Source organism: uncultured Victivallis sp. (assembly GCF_944391105.1).
GTDB lineage: Bacteria > Verrucomicrobiota > Lentisphaeria > Victivallales > Victivallaceae > Victivallis.
This window is the reverse complement of sequence record NZ_CALXSK010000033.1, coordinates 1-25441: the sequence shown is the minus strand read 5'-3', so window position 1 is coordinate 25441 and position 25441 is coordinate 1. Positions and strand designations below refer to the sequence as shown.

17 protein-coding genes and 1 riboswitch are annotated in these 25441 nt (G+C 60.2%); of the genes, 10 read left to right on the top strand and 7 right to left on the bottom strand.

Annotated features, from left to right (window positions below; translation table 11 throughout):
* The first annotated feature begins 5 nt into the window (after nt 1–5).
* The 7 genes from Q0K10_RS10720 to Q0K10_RS10690 all read left to right on the top strand — a co-directional run bounded on the left by Q0K10_RS10720 (nt 6) and on the right by Q0K10_RS10690 (nt 9157).
* A complete protein-coding gene (locus Q0K10_RS10720) occupies nt 6–899 on the top strand; it encodes a phosphodiester glycosidase family protein (RefSeq protein ID WP_294506815.1) in 894 nt (297 codons plus the stop codon).
* 173 nt (nt 900–1072) lie between these two features.
* Nucleotides 1073–2074, top strand: coding sequence for a LacI family DNA-binding transcriptional regulator (locus tag Q0K10_RS10715; RefSeq protein ID WP_294506814.1), 1002 nt, complete (start codon nt 1073–1075; stop codon nt 2072–2074).
* Nucleotides 2071–3393: a Gfo/Idh/MocA family oxidoreductase gene (locus Q0K10_RS10710; protein WP_294506812.1), complete on the top strand. Its 1323-nt coding sequence runs from the start codon at nt 2071–2073 to the stop codon at nt 3391–3393. The genes Q0K10_RS10715 and Q0K10_RS10710 overlap by 4 nt, the downstream gene beginning before the upstream one ends.
* Before the next feature lie 288 nt (nt 3394–3681).
* Nucleotides 3682–4602 (top strand): NINE protein, encoded by a 921-nt coding sequence (locus tag Q0K10_RS10705; RefSeq protein WP_294506809.1) that lies wholly within the window; start codon nt 3682–3684, stop codon nt 4600–4602.
* 338 nt (nt 4603–4940) lie between these two features.
* Nucleotides 4941–5471 carry an NAD(P)H-dependent oxidoreductase subunit E gene (locus Q0K10_RS10700; protein WP_294506807.1) on the top strand — a complete coding sequence of 177 codons (531 nt, stop codon included), beginning with the start codon at nt 4941–4943 and terminating at the stop codon, nt 5469–5471.
* Nucleotides 5472–5542: 71 nt separating this feature from the next.
* Nucleotides 5543–7387, top strand: coding sequence for an NADH-ubiquinone oxidoreductase-F iron-sulfur binding region domain-containing protein (locus Q0K10_RS10695; RefSeq protein WP_294506805.1), 1845 nt, complete (start codon nt 5543–5545; stop codon nt 7385–7387).
* A 30-nt stretch (nt 7388–7417) separates the two neighbouring features.
* Nucleotides 7418–9157, top strand: a complete 1740-nt coding sequence (locus Q0K10_RS10690; protein WP_294506803.1) for an NADH-dependent [FeFe] hydrogenase, group A6 — start codon at nt 7418–7420, stop codon at nt 9155–9157.
* A 53-nt stretch (nt 9158–9210) separates the two neighbouring features.
* On the opposite strand, the gene mutY is transcribed toward Q0K10_RS10690, so the two are convergent.
* From mutY to Q0K10_RS10675, 3 genes are read right to left on the bottom strand one after another with little or no spacing between them, the layout of a single operon-like run.
* Nucleotides 9211–10257 (bottom strand): A/G-specific adenine glycosylase, encoded by a 1047-nt coding sequence (gene mutY / locus Q0K10_RS10685; protein ID WP_294506800.1) that lies wholly within the window; start codon nt 10255–10257, stop codon nt 9211–9213.
* On the bottom strand, nt 10254–10913 hold the full coding sequence (thiE, locus tag Q0K10_RS10680; protein WP_294506798.1) for a thiamine phosphate synthase: 660 nt from the start codon (nt 10911–10913) through the stop codon (nt 10254–10256). Before thiE ends, mutY begins: the two co-directional genes overlap by 4 nt.
* Nucleotides 10907–11287 (bottom strand): hypothetical protein, encoded by a 381-nt coding sequence (locus Q0K10_RS10675; protein WP_294506796.1) that lies wholly within the window; start codon nt 11285–11287, stop codon nt 10907–10909. The genes thiE and Q0K10_RS10675 overlap by 7 nt, the downstream gene beginning before the upstream one ends.
* 199 nt (nt 11288–11486) lie before the next feature.
* On the opposite strand from Q0K10_RS10675, the gene clpB reads away from it, so the two are divergent.
* The gene (clpB, locus tag Q0K10_RS10670; RefSeq protein WP_294506794.1) at nt 11487–14066 is read left to right on the top strand and encodes an ATP-dependent chaperone ClpB; all 2580 of its coding nucleotides are present in this window, start codon (nt 11487–11489) and stop codon (nt 14064–14066) included.
* A 60-nt stretch (nt 14067–14126) separates the two neighbouring features.
* Here the strand turns inward: clpB and Q0K10_RS10665 are convergent, their stop codons facing one another.
* Together Q0K10_RS10665 and Q0K10_RS10660 are read right to left on the bottom strand one after the other, a co-directional pair.
* Nucleotides 14127–15281 (bottom strand): YkvA family protein, encoded by a 1155-nt coding sequence (locus tag Q0K10_RS10665; RefSeq protein ID WP_294506791.1) that lies wholly within the window; start codon nt 15279–15281, stop codon nt 14127–14129.
* The gene (locus tag Q0K10_RS10660) at nt 15278–16369 is read right to left on the bottom strand and encodes a hypothetical protein (protein WP_294506789.1); all 1092 of its coding nucleotides are present in this window, start codon (nt 16367–16369) and stop codon (nt 15278–15280) included. The genes Q0K10_RS10665 and Q0K10_RS10660 overlap by 4 nt, the downstream gene beginning before the upstream one ends.
* Nucleotides 16370–16529: 160 nt before the next feature.
* Between Q0K10_RS10660 and Q0K10_RS10655 the strand changes: the two genes are divergently transcribed.
* Nucleotides 16530–20363: a hypothetical protein gene (locus Q0K10_RS10655; protein WP_294506787.1), complete on the top strand. Its 3834-nt coding sequence runs from the start codon at nt 16530–16532 to the stop codon at nt 20361–20363.
* Here Q0K10_RS10655 and Q0K10_RS10650 read toward each other — a convergent pair.
* Nucleotides 20339–21247, bottom strand: a complete 909-nt coding sequence (locus tag Q0K10_RS10650) for an MBL fold metallo-hydrolase (RefSeq protein WP_294506785.1) — start codon at nt 21245–21247, stop codon at nt 20339–20341. The two genes, Q0K10_RS10655 and Q0K10_RS10650, sit on opposite strands and share 25 nt — an antisense overlap.
* A 103-nt stretch (nt 21248–21350) precedes the next feature.
* Here Q0K10_RS10650 and Q0K10_RS10645 point away from each other — a divergent pair, with 103 nt between their 5' ends.
* A complete protein-coding gene (locus Q0K10_RS10645; RefSeq protein ID WP_294506783.1) occupies nt 21351–22175 on the top strand; it encodes an alpha/beta hydrolase in 825 nt (274 codons plus the stop codon).
* Here Q0K10_RS10645 and mgtA read toward each other — a convergent pair.
* Nucleotides 22157–24856: a magnesium-translocating P-type ATPase gene (mgtA, locus tag Q0K10_RS10640; RefSeq protein WP_294506781.1), complete on the bottom strand. Its 2700-nt coding sequence runs from the start codon at nt 24854–24856 to the stop codon at nt 22157–22159. The two genes, Q0K10_RS10645 and mgtA, sit on opposite strands and share 19 nt — an antisense overlap.
* 292 nt (nt 24857–25148) lie before the next feature.
* Nucleotides 25149–25308: riboswitch (M-box (ykoK) riboswitch) on the bottom strand.
* Between the last annotated feature and the right edge of the window lie 133 nt (nt 25309–25441).

The following is a 25441-nucleotide window of genomic DNA, read 5'->3' as shown; positions in this document are numbered from 1 at the left end:
GTTTCATGCGAAAGTACACTCTGTTCCTGACAGCCCTGCTGTGCGCCTTCACGCTCACGGCGGAGAAGATCGACTGGAAGAAGGCCGAAGAGGTCCAGACAGGCGTCCGACTCGTCAAGTTCGAGCGCAGGGAGCCGCGGTTGATGAAGATCAATCTCATGCGGATCGACCTGCGGACACCGGGGCTTGAATTCACCGGCAGCGCCCGCGACGCCGACTGGGGCAAGCCGATGCCCGATTACGAAAAGGCCGTGATCCGGACCAAACGAATCCGGACCCGTGATTTTATGCTCAACGCGCGAAAACCCGTGAAGGAAGGCGGACTCGGCCTCAACATGATCGTCGCGGCGAACTCCGCCCCGTGGTGGCCATGGGAACCCCCATATACACACAAATACGCCCATCCCGCCGGACTCGGAATCCTGAACGGCGAGGTCATCTGCGACACGAAGCCGCACAACGCCGTATTCGTCGTATATGAGAACGGGGAAGTCGATATCGTATCCTCTGTTCCGGAAAAGGATTACAAAAAAATCCGGGTCGCCGCCTCCGGGTTCGCCATCATCATGAAGGACGGGAAAATCCTCCCCGGCGGCGGCTACGAGAAAAATCCGATGCCGCGCATCGCCTACGGGCTCTCGAAAAACCGCCGCTATCTCTACATCATCACCGTCGATGGACGTCAGAAGGGGTGGAGCATGGGCGCGACCGGCCCCGAAACCGCCGCATTTCTCGAAGACGCCGGCGCTTACGATGCGATCAACATGGACGGCGGCGGCTCGGCCACGCTCTGCTACTGGGACGAAAAGGAAGGCAGACCCGTCACCGTCAACCGGCAAACCGAAAGCGGCTATCAGCGACCCGTCGGCTCCAACATCGGCATCTGGCTGAAACCTTGATCCCCACGTATTCTGGCGGCGACCCGGCTTCGCCGCCCTGTTTCATCTCCGGAGTGCCATCGATAGCATTTTTTTGACAAAAAAAAGCGTCCCGCACTTGCTTTTCCGGAAATCGGGCGTATTGTAATCAATGCCAACGATGGCATAAAAGCTGAGGAACGGAAAGGAATCGAATGGCGGCGACGCTGAAAATGGTGGCGGAAAAGGCGGGAGTATCGATCCGCACCGCAGGTCGGGCGCTTTCCGGGACCGGTCCGGTGAAGGCGGAAGTGGCGCGTCGCGTGCTCACGGCGGCGCGGGAACTGCATTATGTGCCGAACGCGGCGGCGCGGAGTCTCAAACAGCGCGCGAGCCGGATCGTCGGGGTGATCTGCGAAACGAATCTTCAGAACGAGTGCGGAGTGCGCCGGATCAGTCTGCTCGAAGGGGCGCTGCGGAATGCGGGGCGCCACACGCTGCTCGGAGCGCTGCCGGAGACGGAGGAGAAACTGGGGAAACTTCTGCGCAGCTGGACCGGCATTGTGGAGTCGGTGATCTTTCTGGCGTGGAATCGAGCCTGGAATACGGAGAAGCTCCACTCTTTGCCGATCCGGTTTCTCTTCATCGACTGCGAGCTTGAATGCGCAAAGTTCGACCGGCTCGAAACCGACCGGACGAGCGGAGTCGCCGCGGCGGTGACGGAACTGCTCCGGGCGGGTCGGAAGCGAATCGCCCGGGTCGGCACCGACAATGCCGCCGGACGCCGGGCGGGATTCGAAAAGGCGCTGGGAGGAGCCTCCCCCGGCGTGGCAAGCACCTTCATCGTCAGCAACGGTCTTGAGTTTGCCGACGGCTTTGCGGCGGGTGGAGCGCTGGAGGAGTTCGGCGCGGACGCGGTGTTTTTCGACACGGACCGCATGGCGCTGGGCTTCTACCGGTACGCGAGTGAAAAGGGGATTTCGATTCCGGGAGAGATCGCGGTGGCGGGATTCGACGACGACGCGGCGGGCGCATTCGCGATTCCGGCCCTGACGACGGTCGCGCATCCGCTGGCCGAGACGATCGAACGCGCCGTCGAAAAGGTGCTCGCTCCGGCGGAATCGGAACCGGAATTGATCGTCTATCCCGCGCGGCTGATCCGTCGGGAAAGCATAGGATCTGCAACAAACCCCTACCAACAGGAGACAGGGAAATGAAAAAACGTTACTGCATCGTCGGGACCGGCGGCCGGTCGGAAATGTACATCAAAGCGATTCTGAACACCTTCCCGGAACAGGCGGAACTGGTCGGACTGTGCGACTCGAACCAGAAGCGGATGGATTTCTACAACAAAGTCGTTCTCAAGAAATACTGCAACAATCATCCTGACCTGCCGACCTACAAGGCGCAGGAGTTCGACCGCATGATCGCGGAGTGCAAACCCGACACCGTCATCGTCACCTCGATGGACCGGACCCACCACAAATACACCTGCCGCGCGATGGAGCTCGGATGCGACGTCATCAGCGAAAAGCCGATGACCATCGACGCCGAAAAGTGCCAGCAGATCATCGACACGAAGAAACGCACGGGGAAAAATCTCACCGTCACCTTCAACTACCGTTACGCCCCGCGCAACAGCAAGGTCAAAGAAGTTCTGAAATCCGGCGTTGTCGGGGAGATCACAAGCGTTCACTTCGAGTGGCTGCTCGACACCTGCCACGGCGCTGACTATTTCCGGAGATGGCATCGCAACAAGGTGAACTCCGGCGGCCTCATGGTGCACAAGGCGACGCACCACTTCGACCTCGTGAACTGGTGGATCGACTCCGAGCCAGTGACCGTGTTCGCCATGGGAGACCTGAAGTTCTACGGAAAAATCAACGCCGAGAAACGCGGAATCACGGAGTTTTACAGCCGCGCCCGCGGCAGCAAAATCGCCGAAAAGGATCCGTTCGCGCTGCATGTGAAGGAGAGCGACGAGAACCTCATGGGTCTCTATTACAACGCGGAGGACGAGGACGGGTACTACCGTGACCAGAGCGTCTTCGGCGACGGCATCAGCATCGAGGACAACATGGGCGTGATGGTGCGTTACAAGAACAATGTGGTCATGACCTACTGTCTCTGCGCGCACTGTCCGTGGGAAGGATACCGCGTGGTGTTCAACGGCACGAAGGGGCGGCTCGAATTCAACGTGGTCGAGAACTCGTACTGCAAGGCCGAGGGCGAAGATTTCAACAGCTTCGGCATGCGCGAACTGGGCCAGGATCGTTCGAAGCTTGTGCCGGAGATCATCTTCCAGCCGCACTGGGGCAAACCGCAGGTGATCGAATACTCGGTCGATTCGCTCGCGGGACACGGCGGCGGCGATGAGCGGCTGCTGCGCCACCTCTTCGTCGGAGTGGACGACGATCCGCTCGGGCTGGCGGCGGACTACGTCGACGGCGCGAAGTCGATTCTGACCGGCATCGGCGCGAACCTCTCCATGCAGACGGGGCTGCCCGTCAAGGTGCAGGAGCTGATCCACTGGTGATGTACGCAGCTGCAATCTCATGAGAGAGACGGCGGGTCCATGCGGAGCCCGCCGTTTTTTCATCCGGCAGGCATCCGTTTCCGGAACTCTTCGAAATATCTGACCGGTCAGGCGGTCGGTCCTGATGTGAAGGCATTCCTTCTGCAGAAGCGACAAATCGTTCACGGAATGCAGAACCATTCGCGCAGCATAGAAAAAAAACTTCTTTATTTTCCTGACATCAGGGGTTGACATGCGATTGTTTTACAGTAAATTATATGGCAGTCATAACTCACAGGAGGTAATATCATGTTTTGCAACAAGTGCGGAAAAGAAGTTGCGGACGGCGTCCAGTTCTGCCCTGCCTGCGGAAATGCAATGCAGAATCAACAATCCGCCCCCAATGCGCAGCAGACGGTTGTCATTGTTCAGCAGCAGACAACTCCTCCGAAATCAAGGACGGCGTACATCCTTCTGGCATTCTTCCTCGGCAGCCTCGGCATTCACAACTTTTACGCGGGACGCACGGGGTGCGGAGTTGCGCAGCTGCTGATCACGCTTCTCTCCTGTGGAACTCTGAGCGGAATCTCCGGACTCTGGGCGCTCATTGAAATGTTCACGGTTTCGCGCGACGGCCACGGAGTTCCCATGCAGGGCGGCGGCGTGCTGCTTGCCGTGATTCTCGTCATCGTCTGGCTGGTACTGGTAATCCTCCTGCTCGGAGTCGGAATGCTGCTTCCGGCCTTGAACAGCGCCAGGGGGCGTGCTCAATGCATATCCTGCTCGTCAAATATGAGGCAGATCGGACTGGGGTTGGTGCAATATGCCGGTGATTTTGACAGCAGATTCCCGGTACAGGACAATGCCCGCGGCCTGGAGGCGCTGCGGTCGACAGGAGTGCTGACGGATCATGCAGTCTATGTCTGCCCCTCGTCCACGACAACGGCGGGATCGGGAGAGGAACCGCTGACCGATGCGAACTGTGATTACATCTATCTCGGCGGCTTGTTCGATACTGACTGGACCCAGGATTGCCCGATCGTCATTGAGCGGCCGGGAAGTCATGTCGGCAATTCCGTCAATATCCTTTATGCGGGGGGATATGTCAACACCATCACGCTGCCGGATTCGGTTCAAACCGTCACGGAACTTCTCGAATATCTGGCTGACGAGGCGACCGACCCCAAAGTGGAAAAGTTCCTCAAAACGAAGCAGCAGACGGTCTTCTGATCCGACCATACACGGACTTGTCGCAACAGCGGGAATATTTCTCCCGCTGTTTTTTTTGTGTTCCGGACGGTCTTTTTCCCTTCCCGCCTCCCCGCCTTCCCCGCTTCCCGGCGTCAGGAATCATCCCTGTTTTGATAAATTTTTATCAATCGGCAGCTCACGCGAACCACGCGGATCCAAAACTTTGATATTTTTTTATCAATTGACATTGAAGGAGTTGCAAATCGAAATATTTTTGTAAAAAAATCGGGAGTTTCCGGAAGGGACGCTTGAAATCGGAAATTTCGGCGCTATTTATTAAAGAAGCCCGAAATGATCAATTTCACAGGAGAACAAACATGAGCTGTCAGTGCCAGTGCGCCGCCACCTCCCCGACCCGGACTCCGGAGGATGCGGCGAAATTCGACGAACTCGGACGTTTCATCGCGTCGCTGAATGTGGATGCCATCCCGGACCGCAGGCGCGGTTACCTGATTCAGATCCTGCATCGCGCGCAGAGCATTTTCGGATACCTCCCCGAAGAGGTCCAGGAGTTCGTCGCCAGAGCACTGAACATCTCGCGCGCCGAAGTGTACGGCGTCATCAGTTTCTACAGCTATTTCACCGACAAACCGGTCGGCCGCTACAAAATCAACGTCTGCACCGGAACCGCCTGCTTCGTGAAGGGCGCGCCGAAGGTGCTCAACGAGTTCAAGGCCCGGCTCGGAATCAAGGAGGGCGAAAGCACTCCGGACGGCAAATTTTTCCTCGGCGCGCTGCGCTGCGTCGGCGCATGCAGTCTCGCGCCCGTGGTCATGGTCAACGACAAGGTCTACGGCAACATGACCGCCGACAAAGTCGCGGATATCCTCAAGGAGTGCGGAGAGTGATTTTTCCGTACCGATCCGCGCTTTTTTCTCGATGAATCAAAAAAATGCAACCATTTCTGGAGTAGCTTTTTATGAAAATTGAATCCCCCGTACAACTCGCGGAGACCGCCGGGCAGCTGAACTCGCGTCCCCGTCCGCCGATGAAACTGCTCGTTTCGCTCGGCACCTGCGGCATCGCCGCCGGAACCCAGCCCGTGCTCAAGGCGATCAAGGACGAGATCACGGAACGCCGCCTCGAAAACGCGATCGAAGTCAGCGAAGTCGGCTGCATGGGGCTCTGCTACGCCGAGCCGGTCATCATGCTTCTCGACCGCGAGTCGGGCAAACGGCTGATCTACGGAGATGTGACGCCGCAGCAGATTCCGGCGATTCTCGCCGCCGGAACCGACGCCCCCGCGACCGGGACCCGCACGATCGAACGAAACTGGTACTATCCCGAGAGCGAGACCCCGGCCGACGGGGAATTCCAGGCGCGCATCGTGCTGCGGAACACCGGGCGGATCAACCCGGAAAACATCGAAGAGTACATCGCCGAAGGCGGTTACACGGCACTCGCCAAAGTGCTGACCGAAATGAAGCCGCAGGATGTGATCGACCTCATCACCGCATCCGGGCTGCGCGGGCGCGGGGGCGGCGGCTTCCCGACCGGACGCAAATGGCAGTTCGCCGCAAATCAGCCCGCCGGGGAGAAGTTCATTATCTGCAACGCCGACGAGGGCGACCCTGGCGCGTTCATGGACCGCGCCGTTCTGGAGGGGGATCCGCACACGGTGCTCGAAGCGATGGCGATCGGCGGATATGCGATCGGCGCCTCGACCGGCGTCATCTACATCCGCGCGGAGTATCCGCTCGCGGTGAAACGGCTCGAAATCGCGATCCGGCAGGCCGAAGAACGCGGACTGCTCGGAAAAAACCTCTTCGGCAGCGGGTTCGACTTCAAGATCGAAATCAAATTCGGCGCTGGCGCATTCGTCTGCGGCGAGGAGACCGCGCTCATCCACTCGATCGAAGGCAAACGCGGCGAACCGACCGTCAAGCCCCCCTTCCCCGCGGTCGAGGGGCTCTGGAAACGGCCGAGTGTGGTCAACAACGTTGAAACTTATGCGAACATCTGCGCGATTGTGCGCAAAGGCGCGGAGTGGTTCCGCTCGATCGGCACCCAGGGATCGCCCGGCACAAAGGTGTTCGCGCTCGCGGGCAAGGTTGCGAAGGTAGGCCTCGTCGAAGTCCCGATGGGCAGCACGCTGCGGGAGATCATCTTCGGCATCGGCGGCGGCATCAAGCACGGCCGCGAGTTCAAGGCGGTTCAGACCGGCGGCCCCTCCGGCGGCTGCATCACGAAACAGCATCTCGACCTCGGGATCGACTACGAGTCGCTCAAGGGAATCGGTTCGATGATGGGTTCCGGCGGCATGATCGTCATGGACGAGGATGACTGCATGGTGAATATCGCGAAGTTCTTCCTCGAATTCACGCTCGACGAGTCTTGCGGAAAGTGCACGCCGTGCCGCATCGGCAACCGGCGGCTCTACGAGATGCTCGAAGACATCACGAACGGGCTCGGCACGGTCGAGACGATCGAAAAACTCAAGACGCTCTCGGCGACGATCAAGGACACCGCGCTCTGCGGCCTCGGCCAGACCTCGCCGAACCCCGTGCTCTCGACGCTGAGCAACTTCGAGGAGGAATATCTCGCGCACGTGAAGGAGTCGCGCTGCCCGGCGGGCGTCTGCGTGAAACTCGTTCATTACACCATCACCGACAAGTGCGTCGGCTGCGGGCTCTGCGTCCGCCACTGCCCGGCGAACTGCATCTCCGGCGAACGGAAGATGCGGCACGAGATCGACCAGTCCCGCTGCCTGAAGTGCGGCGCGTGCTACCAGGTCTGCAAGTTCCACGCAGTGGAAAAACATTGAGCAATCCGCCGGAAAGGATAACCCTGATAAATGAAGATCAATCTGAAAATCAATGACTCCCCGGTCTCGGTCGAGGCCGGCACGACGATTCTGGAAGCGGCTGAACAGCTTGACATCCACATTCCGACACTCTGCCACTTGAAGATGGACTGCCTGCAGATCGAACACCGTTCCGGCTCATGCCGCGTCTGCGTGGTCGAAGTCAAGGGGCGGCCGAACCTCGCCCCGGCGTGCAGCACGCCGGTCGCGGAGGGAATGGAAGTTCACACAAACACACTGCGCGCAATCAACGCGCGCCGCACGATCCTCGATTTGCTGCTCTCGGATCACCCGAAGGACTGCCTCATCTGCCCGAAAAACCTGAACTGCCAGCTCCAGGCGCTCGCACAGGAACTCGGGCTCCATCATCTGCTCTACAAAGGGGAGCAGTCTACTTACAACAAGGATCTTTCGAGCAACGCGATCGCCCGCGACCTCGACAAGTGCATCATGTGCCGCCGCTGCGAAACGGCATGCAACGTGATCCAGACGGTCGGGGTGCTCTCGGGCGTCGGACGCGGATTCGAGGCGGTGGTCGCTCCGGCGGGGCTCAAGCCGCTCGTCGAAACCGAGTGCGTATTCTGCGGGCAGTGCGTGCAGGCGTGCCCGGTCGGCGCGTTGAGCGAAATCGACTACAAGTACCCGGTCTGGCGCGCGCTGAACGATCCGACCAAGACCGTCGTCGTGCAGACCGCTCCGGCCGTTCGCGTCGCCATCGGCGAGGAGTTCGGGCTCGCGCCCGGCTCGATCAGCACCGGCAAAATGGTCGCGGCGCTGCGCAAGCTCGGATTCGACAAGGTGTTCGACACCGATTTCGCGGCTGATTTGACGATCATGGAGGAAACGAGCGAACTCATCGAGCGGATCAAGGAGAACAAGAATCTGCCGATTCTCACGAGCTGCTGCCCGGGCTGGGTCAAATTCCTTGAGCACCAGTTCCCGGATCTGCTCTACATGCCGTCGACCGCAAAGTCGCCGCAGCAGATGTTCGGCGCGATCGCAAAAAGCTACTACGCGGAGAAGATCGGCGTGAAGCCGCAGGATATCATCGTGGTTTCGGTCATGCCGTGTCTCGCGAAGAAGTATGAAGCGTCACGGCCGGAGTTCAGCCACGACGGCGTCCGTGACGTGGACATCGTGATCTCGACCCGCGAACTCGCAGACATGATCCGCGAAGCGGGCATCCAGTTTGCGGAACTTGACGATCAGCCGTACGACTCCCCGCTCGGCGATTCGACCGGCGCGGCCGTGATCTTCGGTGCGACCGGCGGCGTGCTCGAGGCGGCGCTGCGCACGGCGGCCGACTGGCTCGCGAAGGAGGATCTGCAGGAGATCGATTTCAAGGCGGTCCGCGGCATCAAGGGGATCAAGGAGGCGACCGTCACCATCGCCGGACTCGAACTGCGCGTGGCGGTCTGCTCCGGCCTCGGCAACGCCCGCAAGCTGCTCGAGAAGATCCGGCAGGGCAAGGCGAATTATCAGGCGATCGAAATCATGGCCTGCCCCGGCGGCTGCCTGAACGGCGGCGGCCAGCCCTACCATCACGGTCACGGGAAAATCCTCGTCAAACGCATGGAGGCGATCTACGAGGACGACCGCAATCAGCCGATTCGGAAGTCACACCAGAATCCGGCCATCCAGCAGCTCTACGCCGAATATCTCGGGGAGCCGGGCAGTCACTTCGCGCACAAGCTGCTGCATACGCACTACTTCGACCGTTCCAAAAAGTGAAAGGCAACGACCGCGCCCCGGAGTTCCGAGCAGGGATTCCGGGGCGTTTTTTTTCAGCGCCAGAGCGCGGCGAGGAAACTGCGGAAAGCGGAGGGAAGCGCGAGTTCCGCCTCGAATCCGGCCCGCCTCACCCAGAAAAAAACGTCGGGCATGGCCGCACATTCAACGCGAAACGCGGTCATGTTCCACTGCCGGTGGGTGAAGATGTGCCTTCCCTCCCCCGCCGGAGCGATGGATTTCGGGGCGAGATTCCACTCCTCCGCGAGCGCGGACACGGCGGATTCGGAAAGCGTCCCGGCGACGTTCGGCAGCTCCCACATCCCGGCAAGAAGTCCGCTCTTCGGACGGCGGTGGAACGCGGCGAAGTCGCCGCATCGCAGCAGAAATACGGTAAGCGCGTCCTCGCGGCGCGGTTTCTTCGCACTTTTCACGGGGATCTCCCGCACCGCTGCTTCGCGCCGGGCACGGCAGAGTTGTTTCCACGGGCATGCGTCGCAAAGCGGCTCCCCGTTCGGCAGGCAGACGAGCGCGCCGAGCTCCATCAGCGCCTGCGTGAAGTCACTGCAGCGTCCGACCGGGTAGATTCTGCGCAAAGCATCCGAGACCGCCGCTTTCACCGCCGGGCGGGAAACATCCTCGCGGCAGGCCGTGAGCCGCGCGACCACACGCAGAACATTGCCGTCCACGGCCGGTTCCGGCTGCGAAAACGCGATCGAGGCAATCGCTCCGGCCGTGTAATCGCCGATCCCCGGCAGCGACAAAAGCTCCTCGCGCGAAGCGGGAAACCGCCCGCCGAAATTCGAGACGATCCGCTGTGCCGCTTTCTTGAGATTCCGCGCACGGCTGTAATACCCGAGTCCCTCCCAGAGTTTCATAAGCCGCCCGTCATCGACCTCCGCGAGAGACGCGACATCGGGGAGTTCATGCAGAAATCGTTCGTAATAAGGCTTTACCGCCTCGACACGCGTCTGCTGGAGCATGATCTCCGAAATCCAGACGCGATACGGGGTCGGTTCTTCGCGCCAGGGCAGCGTCCGCCGGTTCGCGTCGTACCAGGCGAGCAGCGGGGCTGCCGCCGCCTCCGGAATCTCCAGCGTCATCGGAACAGCGCCCGGAGGCTCTTCACCTTCGCCGTCACATCCCGGGCCTGCGTGATCTCGGTCACCATCGCGATATGGCGGGCTCCGGCTTTCACGAGTTCCGGGATGTGGCGCGCCTTGATTCCCCCCATGACGGAGAAGGGAACGTAGACATAGGGGCGGATCGCCTTCATCGCCTCGACCCCGAGCGGCTCGTAACCGACCTCCTTGGTCTGCGTCGGATAGATCGGACCGATGTTGATGCAGTCGGCCCCCTCGCGCTGCGCGCGCAGCGCCTCCTCGAGATTGTGGGTTGAGTTGCCGATCCAGAGCGACTCCGAAAGCGTCCGAGCCGCCGCGATCGGCAGATCGTCCTGCCCGAGGTGAACCCCGTCGGCATTCGCGGCGACGGCGACGTCGGCATGATCGTCGATGATGAGCAGAATTCCAAACTCGTTGGCGATGCTCCGGCAGCGGACGGCGAGTTCATAGAGCGCCTTCTTTCCCAGATGCTTCTCCCGAAGCTGAACGACCTTCGCACCGCCTTCGGCGACGGCGCGGAAGATCTCCTCAACCGGCCGCCCGAGGCAGAACTCCGAAGAGATCACCGGATAGATGTCCGCAGACTCGAACGCGGCACGTTTTTCGACGCGCGTACCAAAACAGGATTTCAACATGATGCCTCCTCTTTCTTCTTGAACCGGGGACACTCCCCCATCGGATCCGCGGCGTGACCGTCGACGCCGCAGAGGGTCTTGAACGGATGTTCGATGAAGTATACGCAGTTCCGGCAGAAACGGCCGTAACCGTCGCCGGGCGTGAGATCGGCCTTCGCCTCAGGCGGCGCCGACTCTCCGAGCAGTGCGGCGAGCCGGTCGGCGGTGGAGTTTTTTTTCTCCGCGCCGCCTTCGACGGGTTTCCCGAGTTCCGCGCCGCAGAGAGCGCAGACCAGAACCTTCCCGACCAGGGAAAAACCGTCCATTTTGTTCTTCGACTTCACGATACTCCGCTCGCCGCAGCGGGGACACACGATCGACTCTCCTTCGCGCATACCTTCTCCTGTGCCAGATTGTCACGGTTTCCGGGACAATCTGTCCCGGCGCCGCCCGTTTTTTCCTTCGGACTGCCTTCCTCGGATAAGGTACACCGCATTCCATTTTTTACAAGCGCCTCACCCGGAGACGGAGCGGGAAAACTGGCATGTTTCCTGCTAACAACACAACTGTGACTTTCTGGAAGGAGAAACAATTATGAATATGGAAAAGCTGACGAACAAAACCCGTGAGGCACTTCTGGAATCCCAGAACATCGCCGTCGGGAACCGCAATACCGAATTGCGGAACATCCACGTTCTCGCCGCGCTCATGCGGCAGGAGGACGGACTTGTGCCCTCACTGCTCGAAAAACTCGGAGTGAGCCGCAAGCTCTTCAACACCCAGGTCGACGAGGCGCTCGCAAAGCTGCCGACCGTCCAGGGTTCGGAACAGCAGGTCTACCAGTCGCGTGAATTCAGCACGCTGCTGGTCGACGCCGCGCGCCAGGCCGAGTCGATGCAGGACGAATATGTGAGCGTCGAACATCTGCTTCTGGCGATGTTCCAGGCGACCGGCTCGAGTGCGCTGGAGCTGCTGACCAAAGCGGGGCTCACCGCCGACAAAGTGCTTCAGGCTCTGCAGAGCGTCCGAGGCAACCAGCGTGTGACCTCGGCCGATCCGGAAGGAACGTTCGAGGCTCTGAAAAAATATTCGCGCGACCTCACGCTCATGGCCATGCAGGACAAACTCGATCCCGTGATCGGCCGTGATGAGGAGATCCGCCGCGTGATTCAGATTCTTTCGCGCCGCACCAAGAACAACCCGGTGCTGATCGGCGAACCCGGCGTCGGCAAAACCGCCATCGTCGAGGGGCTTGCGCGACGGGTCGTACGCGGCGATGTGCCCGAGAACCTCAAGAATCGCCAGGTCGTCGCGCTCGACATGGGCGCGCTGATCGCCGGCGCGAAATACCGTGGTGAATTTGAAGAGCGTCTGAAAGCCGTGCTCAAGGAGGTTACCGCCTCCGAAGGCAAAGTCATCCTCTTCATCGATGAGCTGCACACCGTCGTCGGGGCGGGCGCTTCCGAGGGTTCGATGGACGCGGGCAATCTGCTCAAGCCGATGCTCGCACGCGGTGAACTTCACTGCATCGGCGCAACCACGCTTGACGAGTACCGCAAGTACATCGAGAAAGACGCCGCGCTTGAGCGCCGGTTCCAGTCCGTTCTGGTCAATCCGCCGAGCGTCGAGGATACGATCTCGATTCTGCGTGGCTTGAAAGAGCGTTATGAGCTGCACCATGGCGTGAAGCTGCGGGACAGCGCGCTCGTGGCAGCCGCCGTGCTTTCGGACAAGTACATCGCCGACCGGTTCCTGCCGGACAAGGCGATCGACCTCGTCGACGAAGCCGCGGCCGCGCTGCGCACCGAGATCGACAGCTCCCCGGAGGAACTCGACGAAAACGAGCGGCGCGTCATGCAGCTCGAAATCGAAATCACCGGGCTCAAACACGAGAAGGATTCCGCCTCGATCAAGCGGCGCGAAAACCTCGAAGCCGAAGTCGCGGAGCTGAAAACCGAAGGCAAGGCGCTCCGGGCCCGTTATGAGAACGAGAAAAAGGCGATCACCGATCTGCGTACGTTGCGCGAATCGCTCGATACCGCACGCGCCAAACTCGACAAGGCCACGCGCGAATACAACTATGAGGAAGCTGCGAAACTCCAGCACGGCATCATTCCGGGCATCGAGCGCCAGATTGCCGACGCCGAGAAGAAGATCAAGGAGTCGGGCGAATCGCGGCTGCTCAAGGAGGAGGTCGACGAAGAGGATATCGCCGCGATCATCAGCCGCTGGACCCACATCCCGGTTGCGAAGCTCGTCCAGAGCGAGAAGGAGAAACTTCTCGCACTCTCGGGCCGTCTGCACGAACGGGTGGTCGGCCAGAGCGAAGCGGTTTCTGCGGTTTCCGACGCGGTACTGCGCGCACGTGCCGGACTCAAGGATCCGAACCGCCCGATCGCAAGCTTCATCTTCCTCGGACCGACCGGTGTGGGCAAAACCGAGCTGGCCAGAACGCTTGCCGCGGATCTTTTCGATGATGAGCGGGCGATGGTGCGGATCGACATGTCCGAGTACATGGAAAAATTCAGTGTCTCGCGTCTGCTCGGTGCGCCTCCAGGCTACGTCGGCTATGAGGAGGGCGGCCAGCTCTCCGAGGCGGTGCGGCGTCGTCCGTACTCGGTCGTTCTGTTCGACGAAATCGAGAAGGCGCATCCGGATGTGTTCAACATCCTGCTGCAGATCCTTGAGGACGGCATCGTGACCGACTCGCAGGGACGCACGGTCAGTTTCAAGAACACGATCATCATCATGACCAGCAACATCGGCAGCGACCGCATCCTCGCGGCATCGGGCGACGTCGAGGCGCTGAAGGAGGACCTGATGATCGAACTGCGTCGCCATTTCCGGCCGGAGTTTCTGAACCGGATCGACGAGACACTGATCTTCCACGCCCTCACGAAGGAGGAGATCAAGCAGATCGTGGACATCCAGCTCAAGCGACTCGCGAAGCGGCTCGCCGATCAGGAGATCGGACTCGAAGTCACACCCGAAGCGAAGGAGCTGATCGCGGACGAAGGGTACGATCCGGCATTCGGCGCCCGGCCGTTGAAGCGGGCGATCATCCGGTTGGTCGAGACCCCGGTCTCACGCAAGATCATCGGCGGCGAAATCCAGCCGAACACGACGCTCGTCATCGGCCGGAAGGACAACGAGCTCACCTTCGAAACGAAGTAACCCGGCGAAATTCCTCGCGGACGGGAACGGCAGAAGCCGTCTCCGCCCGCGTTTTTTATTTCAACGCCGGATTTTTTCCATCGCGTTCCGGAAGACGATTCCGGAAAGAATCGTGACGGCCACGTCATCCAGCACCCCGAAGACCGGAATCGCATCCGGAACCAGATCGATCGGCAGAAGCACCCAGACCAGGGCGATCAGCGTCACGAGAATCACACGCGGCCAGACCGCCAGCCCCCCCAGCAATGTCTCGCAGCAGCAGAGCCGCTCATCCGGAACCAGGAAGGTTCCGCTGTCGTTGCCGGACAAGTGCATGATGCGGTACTCATAAAGAATACGTGCCGTCAGATTGGAAACAGCCTGGTGCAGTTCGGGAGATTTCCCGGATAAGCCGTATTCTCCCGCGACGATGCGGCTCACGGCCTCCTCCGACACGCGCGCATCCTCACGCCCCTGCGCGGCAATCCTCAGAATCGCCCGAAGTCCGGCTTCCTCGATCGGCGCAACCGTGAGTCTGGCAACCACATTTTCATAGTAAGCCATGCGCTCCCAGCGACAGAACTGCAGCGCCATTCCGGCAAACAGACAGAGCATCCCCGCAATCAAAAAACGGAAGGTTGCGCCCCCCTTGTCGAACACGGCGAAAAGCTCGACTGCGATCAAAAGCACCAGCAGCGCGACCCGCATCCCGAGTTTCCGGAAACTCAGCGCCAGAAGCATCACCATGAAAAACATCGTCACCTGCCAGTTTCGGAACAGATCACAGATCCAGTAAGGAATCCAATCGAGCAGACGGGCAACGCCGACGCTCCGGCCGATATTCGCAACGCCATCGATCACCGCCGAAAGCATGGAGCCGTCCTCGACCGGCGCGCTCGGCAACGAAACGATCCGCGCGATGAAGAGAAAAGCCGGCAGACACATCACGAACTGCAGCAGAAGATTCGCTCCGCGCGGCGGCCCGAAAAGCATCATCTCCCAGCAGAGCGCCGCGACGATCACAAACGCCAGCAGCAGCGTCACCATCCCCTGCTGATAGGAGAACACGCCTCCATTCTGAAAGAACGGATCACGAACCAGACAGAGAAAACCTCCCAGATAGAACACCAGCACCGCCCAGAATCTCCAGGAGCGGAAACCGGGAACCCCCTGTCCGCCGCCGGGGGATTCGTTCAACCACCGGCAGACCGGCTGCATCCAACCGGATAATTTCATTGTTCGTCTCCCTTCCATGCCCGCGTCTCCAGTTTCAGCCGCTCCGCCAGAGGAGCTTTCGTCCCGCGATAGGCTCCGTTCCAGTAGATGTCGTTATACCATGAATCCTGACCGAGCAGCGTGCCGAGTATGAATATCTTGAGTCCGACAAACGGTTTTTCCCGCCGGCCGTCGATGATGCTCCACGCCTCCTCGCGGGAATCCACGCCGGGATCATCCTCGTTGTCCGGGAAACGGGATGTGCCGCTTCCGCCTTCGAGCATCCACTTCAAGGTCAGGAGTTCCGCCTGAAACAACGCAAGCTGCGTGCGCACCTCCTTTTCCTGCGGGAGAGGTCTGCGCCGGGAATCGATCTTCGACTCCAGAAGCCGCACACTCTTCAACGCCTGATCCACGTCCAGAAGCCCGCGCTGCCAGTTTCCCACCCATTGCCCCTGCCTGAGTTGTCTGAAGAATTCAGGGCAATCAGGGAAACACCGCCGCTGCGACAGCACAAGGAAGTAACGCCACATCAGATTGTCCGGCTCGTACCCGACAAGCCGTTGAGCCAGCGAAACGCCTCCCCTCCATCCTCCCGACTCTACCGCGCCGTTTTCGCAGGAGACGAAATAAAGATAAAAGAGCGCATCATGTCCGGCCGGCAGATTTTCGCCCATCGCCTCGATCGACTGTCTCAGAATCCGGAGCGCGGCCTCGTAGTGTTCCAGCTCAAACTCTCCGCTTGCCCGCCGGTATGCCTCCAGATACGCCGAGTTTCCCGGAAAATTCGGCCCGCGATACTGCCACATGAAATGGAACGGCGGCGCCGGAACCGGTCTCGGAAAATACAAATAGACAAACCAGCCCACCGCGCACAAAGCCAGCACGATCAGCAGAATTTCAAACCGACGGTAGCGGTTCCGGGCGGAAGCGTGAAATTCAACGACCGTTCCGGAGACGTCCGCCGGCAGACAGTTTGCCACCGCGGAGAGAAATGCCGGTGAATCCGCATCGATCCTCCGCACTCCGGTCGAAATCGCCCCTTTCTCCCCGGCGTTCCGCAACTCCCCGCCGCCCGGGGCGGGAACAAAGTTCCGGTCATTGTTCATCGCTCACCTCATTGGAATCCACAGTTTTCCTATATACTCTATACTCTTCCGGGAAGTTTTACAAATCCTCCCCGGTTCCTTCCCTGGAAAATTGACACGGGCTCCTCATGATGCTATTTTAAAGGTCGTTTCAACATCAAAATCAACCGGGAGGCTGACTGTGGCCGAATATCACACCCTCGTTCTCGGCAACTCCGCGGATGCGGACGATACCGATTTTACACTTTTCGACGGCGATTATGCCGCCAATATCACCATTCTCTCCGGCGGAACGCTGCGCCTGGAGCCGGGCAGCGCCGTCTCCTCCGTCACGGTCATGGAGGAGGGAACCCTGGAACTCGCAGGCAGCGCCGAATCCGTCACGGCATCCGGCGGCACGATCCACGTCTCAGCAGGCGGCAATATCGCGCAGCTCGAACTCTTCGGCAAACCGAAGGTGAATGTCGAAAGCGGCGGAATCATCTCTTCCTTTCAGACGGAAGAGAGCGACTTCATCGGATACGACTTCCACACCTCGGTTACCGGCACCGGCGAAGACGGCGTGCTTATCGTCGCCACCCCGGAGAGTTCGTTCAACTACGACATCACGCTCCGGCAGGAGGTTGCGGCCGGTTACACCGCATTCCAGTGCAGCGTTGCGGACGGGGCCGTGCAGGAGGTGTCCTCCGGCGGCATAGCGAACTACACGACGGTTTCCGAAGGAGGAGTTCTGCAGGTCGGCAACGGCGGGAAGGCGAATGCGTCCGAAATCTCCGGCCTCCTCGAACTCGACTCCGGCGCCGTTTCCAATTACGCCACGATCGATGACGGCGGACTCCTGCATGCCGGAAGCGGTTCCCGCGTCAACAACGTCACGCTCAATCCGGGAGGCACGCTGGAACTCGATGCGAATGCAACTCTCGCCGGAGTGACCGTCACCAGCGGCCGGATCGAGGCGGCCGCCGAAGTCGCCGCCCATACTGTCGTGCTGGCACTTGTCCAGGAGGGGGCGCCGGTCACCCCGACGGAGATCGCGGAACCGCTGCTGAATGATCTTGCGCTCTTCCGGAACGTCGATCTGTGCATCACTGTCAGTTTCGACTATCAGACGCCGGGAGAGTATAAGCTCGCAGGCAACGCGGCAGGATTCACAGGTACGATCACCGTGCTGGGAGACAATCTCCTCGAACGGTACACGGAGCTTTCCGTCGGAGAAACCTTTGCGGACAACAATCTTCTGCTCTCGCTTTCGGTCGACGCCTCGAACGACCTGATTCTGACCGTCGAACGCGGCTCCGGAGAAGATGCGACACCGCCGGACCCGGTGCGCGCGCTCTCCGGATCGATCTTCGACGACAACGTTCTGCTGCTGCGCTGGCAGGAGGCCGTCGACGACACCGCCGTGGCGCAGTACGAGGTGGAACTCCTGCGGGAGAACGGTTCCAGGGCCAAACGGGTCCGAACCGACGACACCAGCTGCGTGATCGACAACCTCAAAGCCGGCAGCTATCTCTGCCGGGTCCGCGCCATCGACGAGGCCGGACAGGCCGGAGAGTGGAGCGAAACGACGATCACCGTCGTCAACGACGACGAGAAATGGAACACCGTGCCGGATGGGCCGATTCTCTCCACCGCACTCTGGGGACATGACTTTCTGCCGACCCTCTATGAATCTCCCGAACCGGCGAATCCCAACGATGTGGAAGGAATTTACTTCGCCGACGCCGAGAAACTCCTTACCGTGCGGGATCTCCCCTACTGCTGGGCCGCCGCCACGTCGAACATCCTCACCTGGAGCGGCTGGGCGGCGAACTCATCAAAAGCGTTCGCCAGCGAGGACGAAACCTTCGAACATTTCATCGCAAACTGGAAGAACGACGGCGGCGACGAACGGGACGGATTCTCCTGGTTTTTGAATGGGACGATGTCATCCGGCAACAACATCGTTCCGGTCGAGGGAGGCAACTTCTTCCCCGGGATCGACAGCAGCGACCTGCTGTTCACGGTCTCGAACAGCGAGGGAAGCGGCAACTTTGCGGAACTGCTGTGTTCGGCCTTCGCCGCCGGATACGGCGTGACGCTCGGGATCTACTCAGACGATGGAGTTTCCCATGCGATTACCGGCTGGGGATTCGAGATTGACGGGGATGATCTCTACCTCTACGTCTCCGACTCCGACAGCGACTTCTGGACCGGCAGCGCTGACCGCAGGGACGCCCCGAACCGCCTCTCGAAATATCTCCTCGACTGGGATTCTGGGGACGGACGCTATTATCTTCCGGACTATGCCGGGCTGTCAGGCATCTACCTCGGCGACTTCACGGCGCTGCGCCAGTTCGACAAGGCCATCATCGGCGGGGAAGAGTCGTTCGACGATGCGCGCCGTCTCGAATTCTCCGATGACGACACGCTTCTGCGCGCCGGAAATCTCGACGGAGAGAATGACGACGACTATTATGTGTTCTCGACCGACTTCACCGGAACGGTCGACATCCGGGTCGCCATGGAACACGCGGTTTCCTTCCTCACGGGCATCACGGTCTCGCTTTTCGACTCGGCGAAAAATCTGCTCTGGTCGGCAACGGAAGCCGCGCTCGAACAGCTTTACAGCTTCACCGCCGCAGCGGGAATGGACTATTATCTCGCGGTGTTCGGAGATGAATTCGACTCGGATGATTCACTGCCGCTGGGCATCAACGGCTATCGCATCGAACTCTCGGCAGGGCCGGAGAGAACCGCGGGAATCTCGACCGCGGACGACACCTGGCAGCAGGCCGCAACCGATGCATCGCTCTCATTCCAGCTTCCGGGCAACGCCTCGGCTCTGGAAACGACCGACCTCTTCGCCGTTACCGTCACCCCGGCCGGTACCACGGAAGAGGCCATCGTGTCGAACCGGATCGGAAAGGAGGACACAATCGATTTCCGTGCCCTCCGCTTCGATCAGGCGGGCAGTTACGACTTCATCATCAGCCCGGTATCGGAAAAACTTCAGCTCACCATCTACGAACTGCGCGACAACGGCAAACTCAAAACCGTGAAGAGCGTCACCGTCAACGCAAAGACGAAAGAGGAAAAGCGCGGCATTTTCCATTGGAATCTCGCCGCCGACACCGATTATTTTGTCGCCGTCCGTTCAACCGCGAAAACGGGCACGAACTATGAGGTCTCGCTCGGCGGCGAAGTGTTCGTAAATGCCGAACGCGGCGACGACACCTGGCAGCTCGTCACCGCCGATCCGGACTACACGATGTCGGTCAGAAAAAAGGAGGGAGCATTCACGATCCTCAACCCGCTTTCTCTCTTCAACTACAACTGGGTCGGCTTCGGAGACACGATCGACTACCGCCCGCTCGAACTGGCCGATCCGGGATGCTACAATTTCACGGTTTCAGCCCTCGAAGGGAAGGCCTCCGGACGCTTCACGCTCTGGGAGGTCCGCGATGACGGAAAACTTCGGAAGCTGTTCACCATCAACGGATCAAACAACAAGGAGACCATCCGGAACAACGTCCTGCTCGAAAGCGGACTCTATGCGGTCTCCTTCGAGTCGAGAAACTGGAAAAGCGGCCACAACACCAACTACACCGTCACCCTGGCCGGAACGGTCTTCGGCCAGGCCAATCAGCGCGATGACAACGACTGGAAGAATGCCACCTTCGTCTCCGAGGGCGAGGCCGTGCGCGAAGAGTGGGTCGGATACGGCGACCTTGAGGATTTCTTCCGGTTCGAAGTGACGGAGGAATCGCTCTGTTCACTCGATCTCTCCGGCGCAACCGGCAAAGATGCGAAGCTCACGCTTTACCGTCAGAAGATCGACGGGAAATGCAACGAGAAGAATCCGGTCCGGCTCGCCGCCCGGCGAAGCGTCGACGGAGAGGCGGAAATCACCGAACTCCTGAGCGCCGGAATCTACTACTTCGCGGTCGAGGCGCAGGGCGACGCGAAGAAGAGCGGAACGAACTATGACATCGACCTCTCGCTCGAGCGTCAGACGCCGGGGATGCTCGCCTGATCCGGACGGGCGCGCCAGAGCAGCCGGTTCGACCTGAAGAGGGGTTCGACCCGCCCCGCATCGGCGAGAAACGCCAGGGCGGAGCGAACCGTGCTGCCCGCGAGCGCATACTGCGTGAAGTCCAGTGAAAGCCCGAACTCGTCGAAGAGCCGCTGGAGGATCTCCTCGAATCCGAACGGTCCCACCCCGCACAGCGCCGTGATCCGGTCGAGCAGTGCCGTCACGGCAGACCGGTTCACGCGCACGAGCGGTCCGATGTCGGCTGTCGCCGGGGCGTGCGATGGGACGAAACAGGGAGCATCGAGCTTCTCAACTTCATCGAGCGTAGAAAGATACGCCCCAAAATCGTAGATGAACGCAATGCGATATTTTGCAAGAGCCGCCTCACTCGCGAGTGCGTCCGCGAGAAACACCGTTCCATCCGGAGAACGCACGCCGATCATGTCGAACCAGTGACCCGGCAGTGGAATCACCTGCAGCTCCCGCGGGAACGCCGGATCCGTGATCTCCCTCACGGAGCTCGGCTGCGCGAGCAGAAATTTGCTGCGAAGCGGCGCGGGCGGAAATCCTCCGTAGACCAACGCCGGCTCCAGAATCGGGTGGAATGTGAACGCCCCTTCGATCGAGGTCGTGAACACCGGACAGGAAGTCCGCTCCTGCAGCAACCGGTTTCCCCCGATGTGATCCGCATGCGAGTGGGTGTTCACCACCGCGCGCAGCTGCCACTTCCGCGAATCGAGAATTTTGAGCGCCCGCTTCCCCGCCTCCTTGTCAAGCCCGCTGTCGATCAGGCAGACGCTGCCGTCGTTGAGCTGAACGATGCCGATCTTCGCGGGAGATTCGATGTACCACGACCGTTCGCCGGCCTGAACGAGTTCATACATGATCGCCTCCTGCATTCCGTTTCTTTTCCGGTAATATAGCCGATCCGGTGGAGAATTCCAGTTTTCCACTTGCATCGAACCGTTTCCGGTGCTACATTTCCGCATGACGACAGTGCGGAAATATGGAACACCTCCCTGGTGTGCGGCAGCGATCCACGGCGGTCCCGGCGCGCCCGGTTCGGCAGCGGGACTTGCCCGGGGGCTCGCCGCCGCCACCGGCGCGGGTGTCCTGGAGCCGTTCCAGACGAAGCGGACAATCCGGGCGCTTGTGGAAGAACTCTATGCCCAGCTGGCCGCCGAAAGCGCCGGATTTGTTGTGCTGGCGGGACACTCCTGGGGGGCGTGGCTCGCGGCGCTGTTCGCGCAGAAATATCCGGAGAAGGTCGGGAAACTCATACTCATCTCCTGCGCCCCGCTGACCGAAGTCTGCGTTCCGAAAATCGCTGCGCGCCGGATGGCCCGCCTCGGAGAAAAAGAGCGGATGCGATTCGCGGAACTCCCCGCACTGCTCGCCGGGGCGGAGTCTCCCGGCCGCGACGCGCTCCTCGCCGAATTCGGCACCCTCTGTGCCCGGAGTGACGCATACGCTCCGCTGAAATCCGACGAAGCCCCCTCCCCTCCTCCGGACGGCACACTCCACCGTGCGATCTGGAGCGAAGCGGCGGAACTGCGCCGTTCGGGAGAGCTGCTGCAACTCTTTTCGCAGTTGAAAGTGCCCATCTCGGTCATTCACGGGGATGCCGATCCGCATCCGGCAGAAGGAGTCCGGGAACCGCTCAAATCGCTGGGGCTCCCCTTCACCTTCCATCTGCTGCCGCGCTGCGGCCATACGCCGTGGGAGGAAAAATTCGCGCGCGAACCATTCTTCCGGCTGCTTGCGCGCGAACTGGCCGAAAACGGCGGCCGGCCTCACAGGAGTTCTCCATAGCGCCGGACGCAGCGCCCCTTCATGAACTGCGTCAGAACCAGATACAGAACAAGAGTCAGCACCAGCCAGACGAAACAGCTCCCCGGCAGCGGCGCAAAACCGATGCGCGCCCCGAATTCCGTGAACGGCAGCGCAGTCGCCAGCGCCACACCGACTCCGGAGAAAAGAAAGACCGGCAATGACGCCCTGCTCTGCAGAAACGGGATCTTCGGCGTACGGATCAGATGAATGACAAGCGCCTGAGTCCACATCGATTCGACGAACCATCCAGCCTGAAATACCGCCTCGTACGTTGCCCGCACGGCTTCGCTCTCCAGCTGCCGGTAGAGCAGCCCGCCGCAGACCGCCGGACAAATCACGTAGAAGAGCAGCAAATAGGTTGTAATGTCGAAAATCGAACTGACCGGTCCGATCCGCAGCATGAATCCCGCCACCGAAGAAGCATCCCATGTGCGCGGCTTAGTCAGGTATTCGGCATCGACATTGTCCCAGGGAATCGCAACGCAGGAGATGTCGTTGATCAGATTCAGCAGCAGCAGATGAATGCTCAGCATCGGCAGAAACGGCAGAAACGCACTCGCAATCAGCACCGAAAACATGTTGCCGAAATTCGAACTTGCGGTCATTTTGATGTACTTCATCATGTTCGCGTAGGTTTTGCGTCCCTCCAGAATGCCGCGCTCGAGCACCATCAGATCCTTTTCCAGCAGGATGATGTCGGCCGCCTCCCGCGCGACGTCGACCGCCGTATCGACGGAAATGCCGACATCGGCCGTCTTCATGGCCGCCGCGTCATTGATGCCGTCTCCGAGAAAACCGACCGTATGGCCGGAAGTGCGCAGCAGCTCGACGATCCGCGCCTTCTGAATCGGGGAGAGTTTTGCAAACACATTTGCTTCGACCGCCGCGGCTGCGAGCGTCTCATCGTCCATGCGGTCGATGTCCACGCCGGAAAGCAACCGGTCGATGTGGATTCCGACCAGGCGGCAGACGCAGCGGGTCACGCGTTCGTTGTCCCCGGTCAGCACCTTCGTCGTCACGCCGTGATTCCGCAGCGTACGGATCGCGTTCGCGGCGGTCTCCTTCGGCGGGTCGAGAAAAGCGAGGTAGCCGATCAGCACCATTTCCGCCTCATCCTCCACAGAAAAAGCCCCGTTCCGGGGGAGCCCGCTTTTCTTCGCCACGGCGATCACCCGCATTCCGGCATCATTGAAACGCTCGACGGTATGCAGAATCTCCTCCCGGATCGTCTCAGTCAGCGGCTCCACGCGTCCGGCATATTCCACCAGCGGAGAGATCGCGAGCATCTCTTCGACCGCGCCCTTGGTAATCATGGTGGTTTCGCCGCTCTCGCGTTCTGCGACGACAACACTCATGCGGCGACGCTGAAAATCGAACGGAATTTCGTCCACTTTGACGAAGACGGCGGAAAAACCATCGGAGTCGGGCCATTCGGCGAGACTGCGCTCGATAACAGCAACGTCCATGAGGTTGCGCAGCCCGGTCTGATGAAAGCTGTTCAGAAACGCGTACTTGAGCACACGCGGATCTTCATTGCCGTGAATGTCCATGTGCAATTCGAGTGCGACCTTGTCCTGTGTCAATGTTCCGGTTTTGTCGGTACAGAGGACATCCATCGCTCCGAGATCCTGAATCGCATTCAGACTCCGGACGATCGATTTCCGCTTCGACATGGCGACGGCGCCCCGGGCGAGGCAGGTCGTCACAATCATCGGCAGCATCTCCGGCGTCAATCCGACTGCAATCGAAACGGCGAACAGAAACGCGCCCTGAAAATTTCCTTTCGTGAATCCGTTGACAAAAAACACCACCGGAACCATGACCAGCATGAAGCGAACCAGCACCATCGAGACGGTGTTCACACCTTTTTCGAAGCCGCTTTCCGGCCGGGGTTGTTCAAGCGCTCCGGAGAGACTGCCGAAAAGCGTCTCATCTCCGACCGCGAGCACCACCGCCAGCGCACTGCCCGAAATGACGCTGCTGCCCAGAAAAGCGAGTGAAGGATTTTCCGTGAGCGGTTCCCGATCCGAGTTGTCGGCGCATTTTTCCACCGGTTCGCTCTCGCCGGTCAATGCGGCCTGGCTGACGAACAGATCCTTCGCACGAACGATCCGGACATCAGCGGGAATCATATCGCCGGCGGCGAGACGAATCGTGTCTCCGACCGCAAGTTCTTCGAGCGGGAGCTCCACTTCCCCCTCCGGGTCGCGCAGAACCGTGGCCGTGGTACGAACCATCTCGCTGAGTCGGGCAGCGGCGTTTCCGGAACGGGTCTCCTGAACAAGGCGAACCACCCCGCCGACCAGAACCATCACAAGCACGATGCAGACGGTCATCGCATCACGCTCACCCGGCTCGGCAAACCAGACGTCCGACACGAACGAAACGGCCGCCAGCCCCAGCAAAATCAGCGAAAACGGATTCAAAAAAGCCCGGACGAGACGGAAGGGAAAAGAGTCCCCGCCCCGGCGCGAAATCCGATTTTCTCCGAATTCCGCCCGCATTTTTTCGAGTTGTTCCGCCTTGAGTCCCCGTCCTGCGTAATCCGGCAGGACCGCCCGAACGCCTTCTCCGGCCGCGGTGAGCAGCCGGGCATTAATACGATTCCTCTTCTCGAGCTCCCGCGCGACGGCGGCAGCTCCGGTGATTCTCTTCTTCATGTTCCATACCTCTTCCATGAACAGTCCTGGTTTCTGTCCGGCATGGAGCAGCGGGAACAGAATCATCCGCAACGGCAGATCGAACAGGACGGACGAGCAGACGCACTCCGTCCCCGGAGCTCCTCATTTCGTCTACATTCCTCGTCCATATTTCACCTCAAAACGGATCAGCGGCCCACAACGATTTTCCTGGTTTCACGACGGTTCCGGGCACAAAAAAAACCGCCGTGGTCAACGGCGGCGGGAAACACAGCGAAAGCAGGTCTGAACTTGCAGATTCGGTTCAAACTCGAATCCGCACCACCGTCCAAGCTTCGGCATCGAAGGGCGATGAAGTCACGTTAGTCCACACCTTGTTTTTCGATGTGGACTGCTGACCGGCTGGCAGTGTCTCCACTGCTTCGCGGCAGTAACCCGTATCCCTCCGATAGCTTCGCCTACCGGAAACCATTCTTAGACTATAACGCTCCGCATGGGATTTGTCAAGCCAATACGCATAAATTCAGACAAATCAAAACCACCGGCTAAGCCGGTGGTATGCACCACGCCTTCAAGGCGATATTGCCGGCAGCCCGACACGGGCTC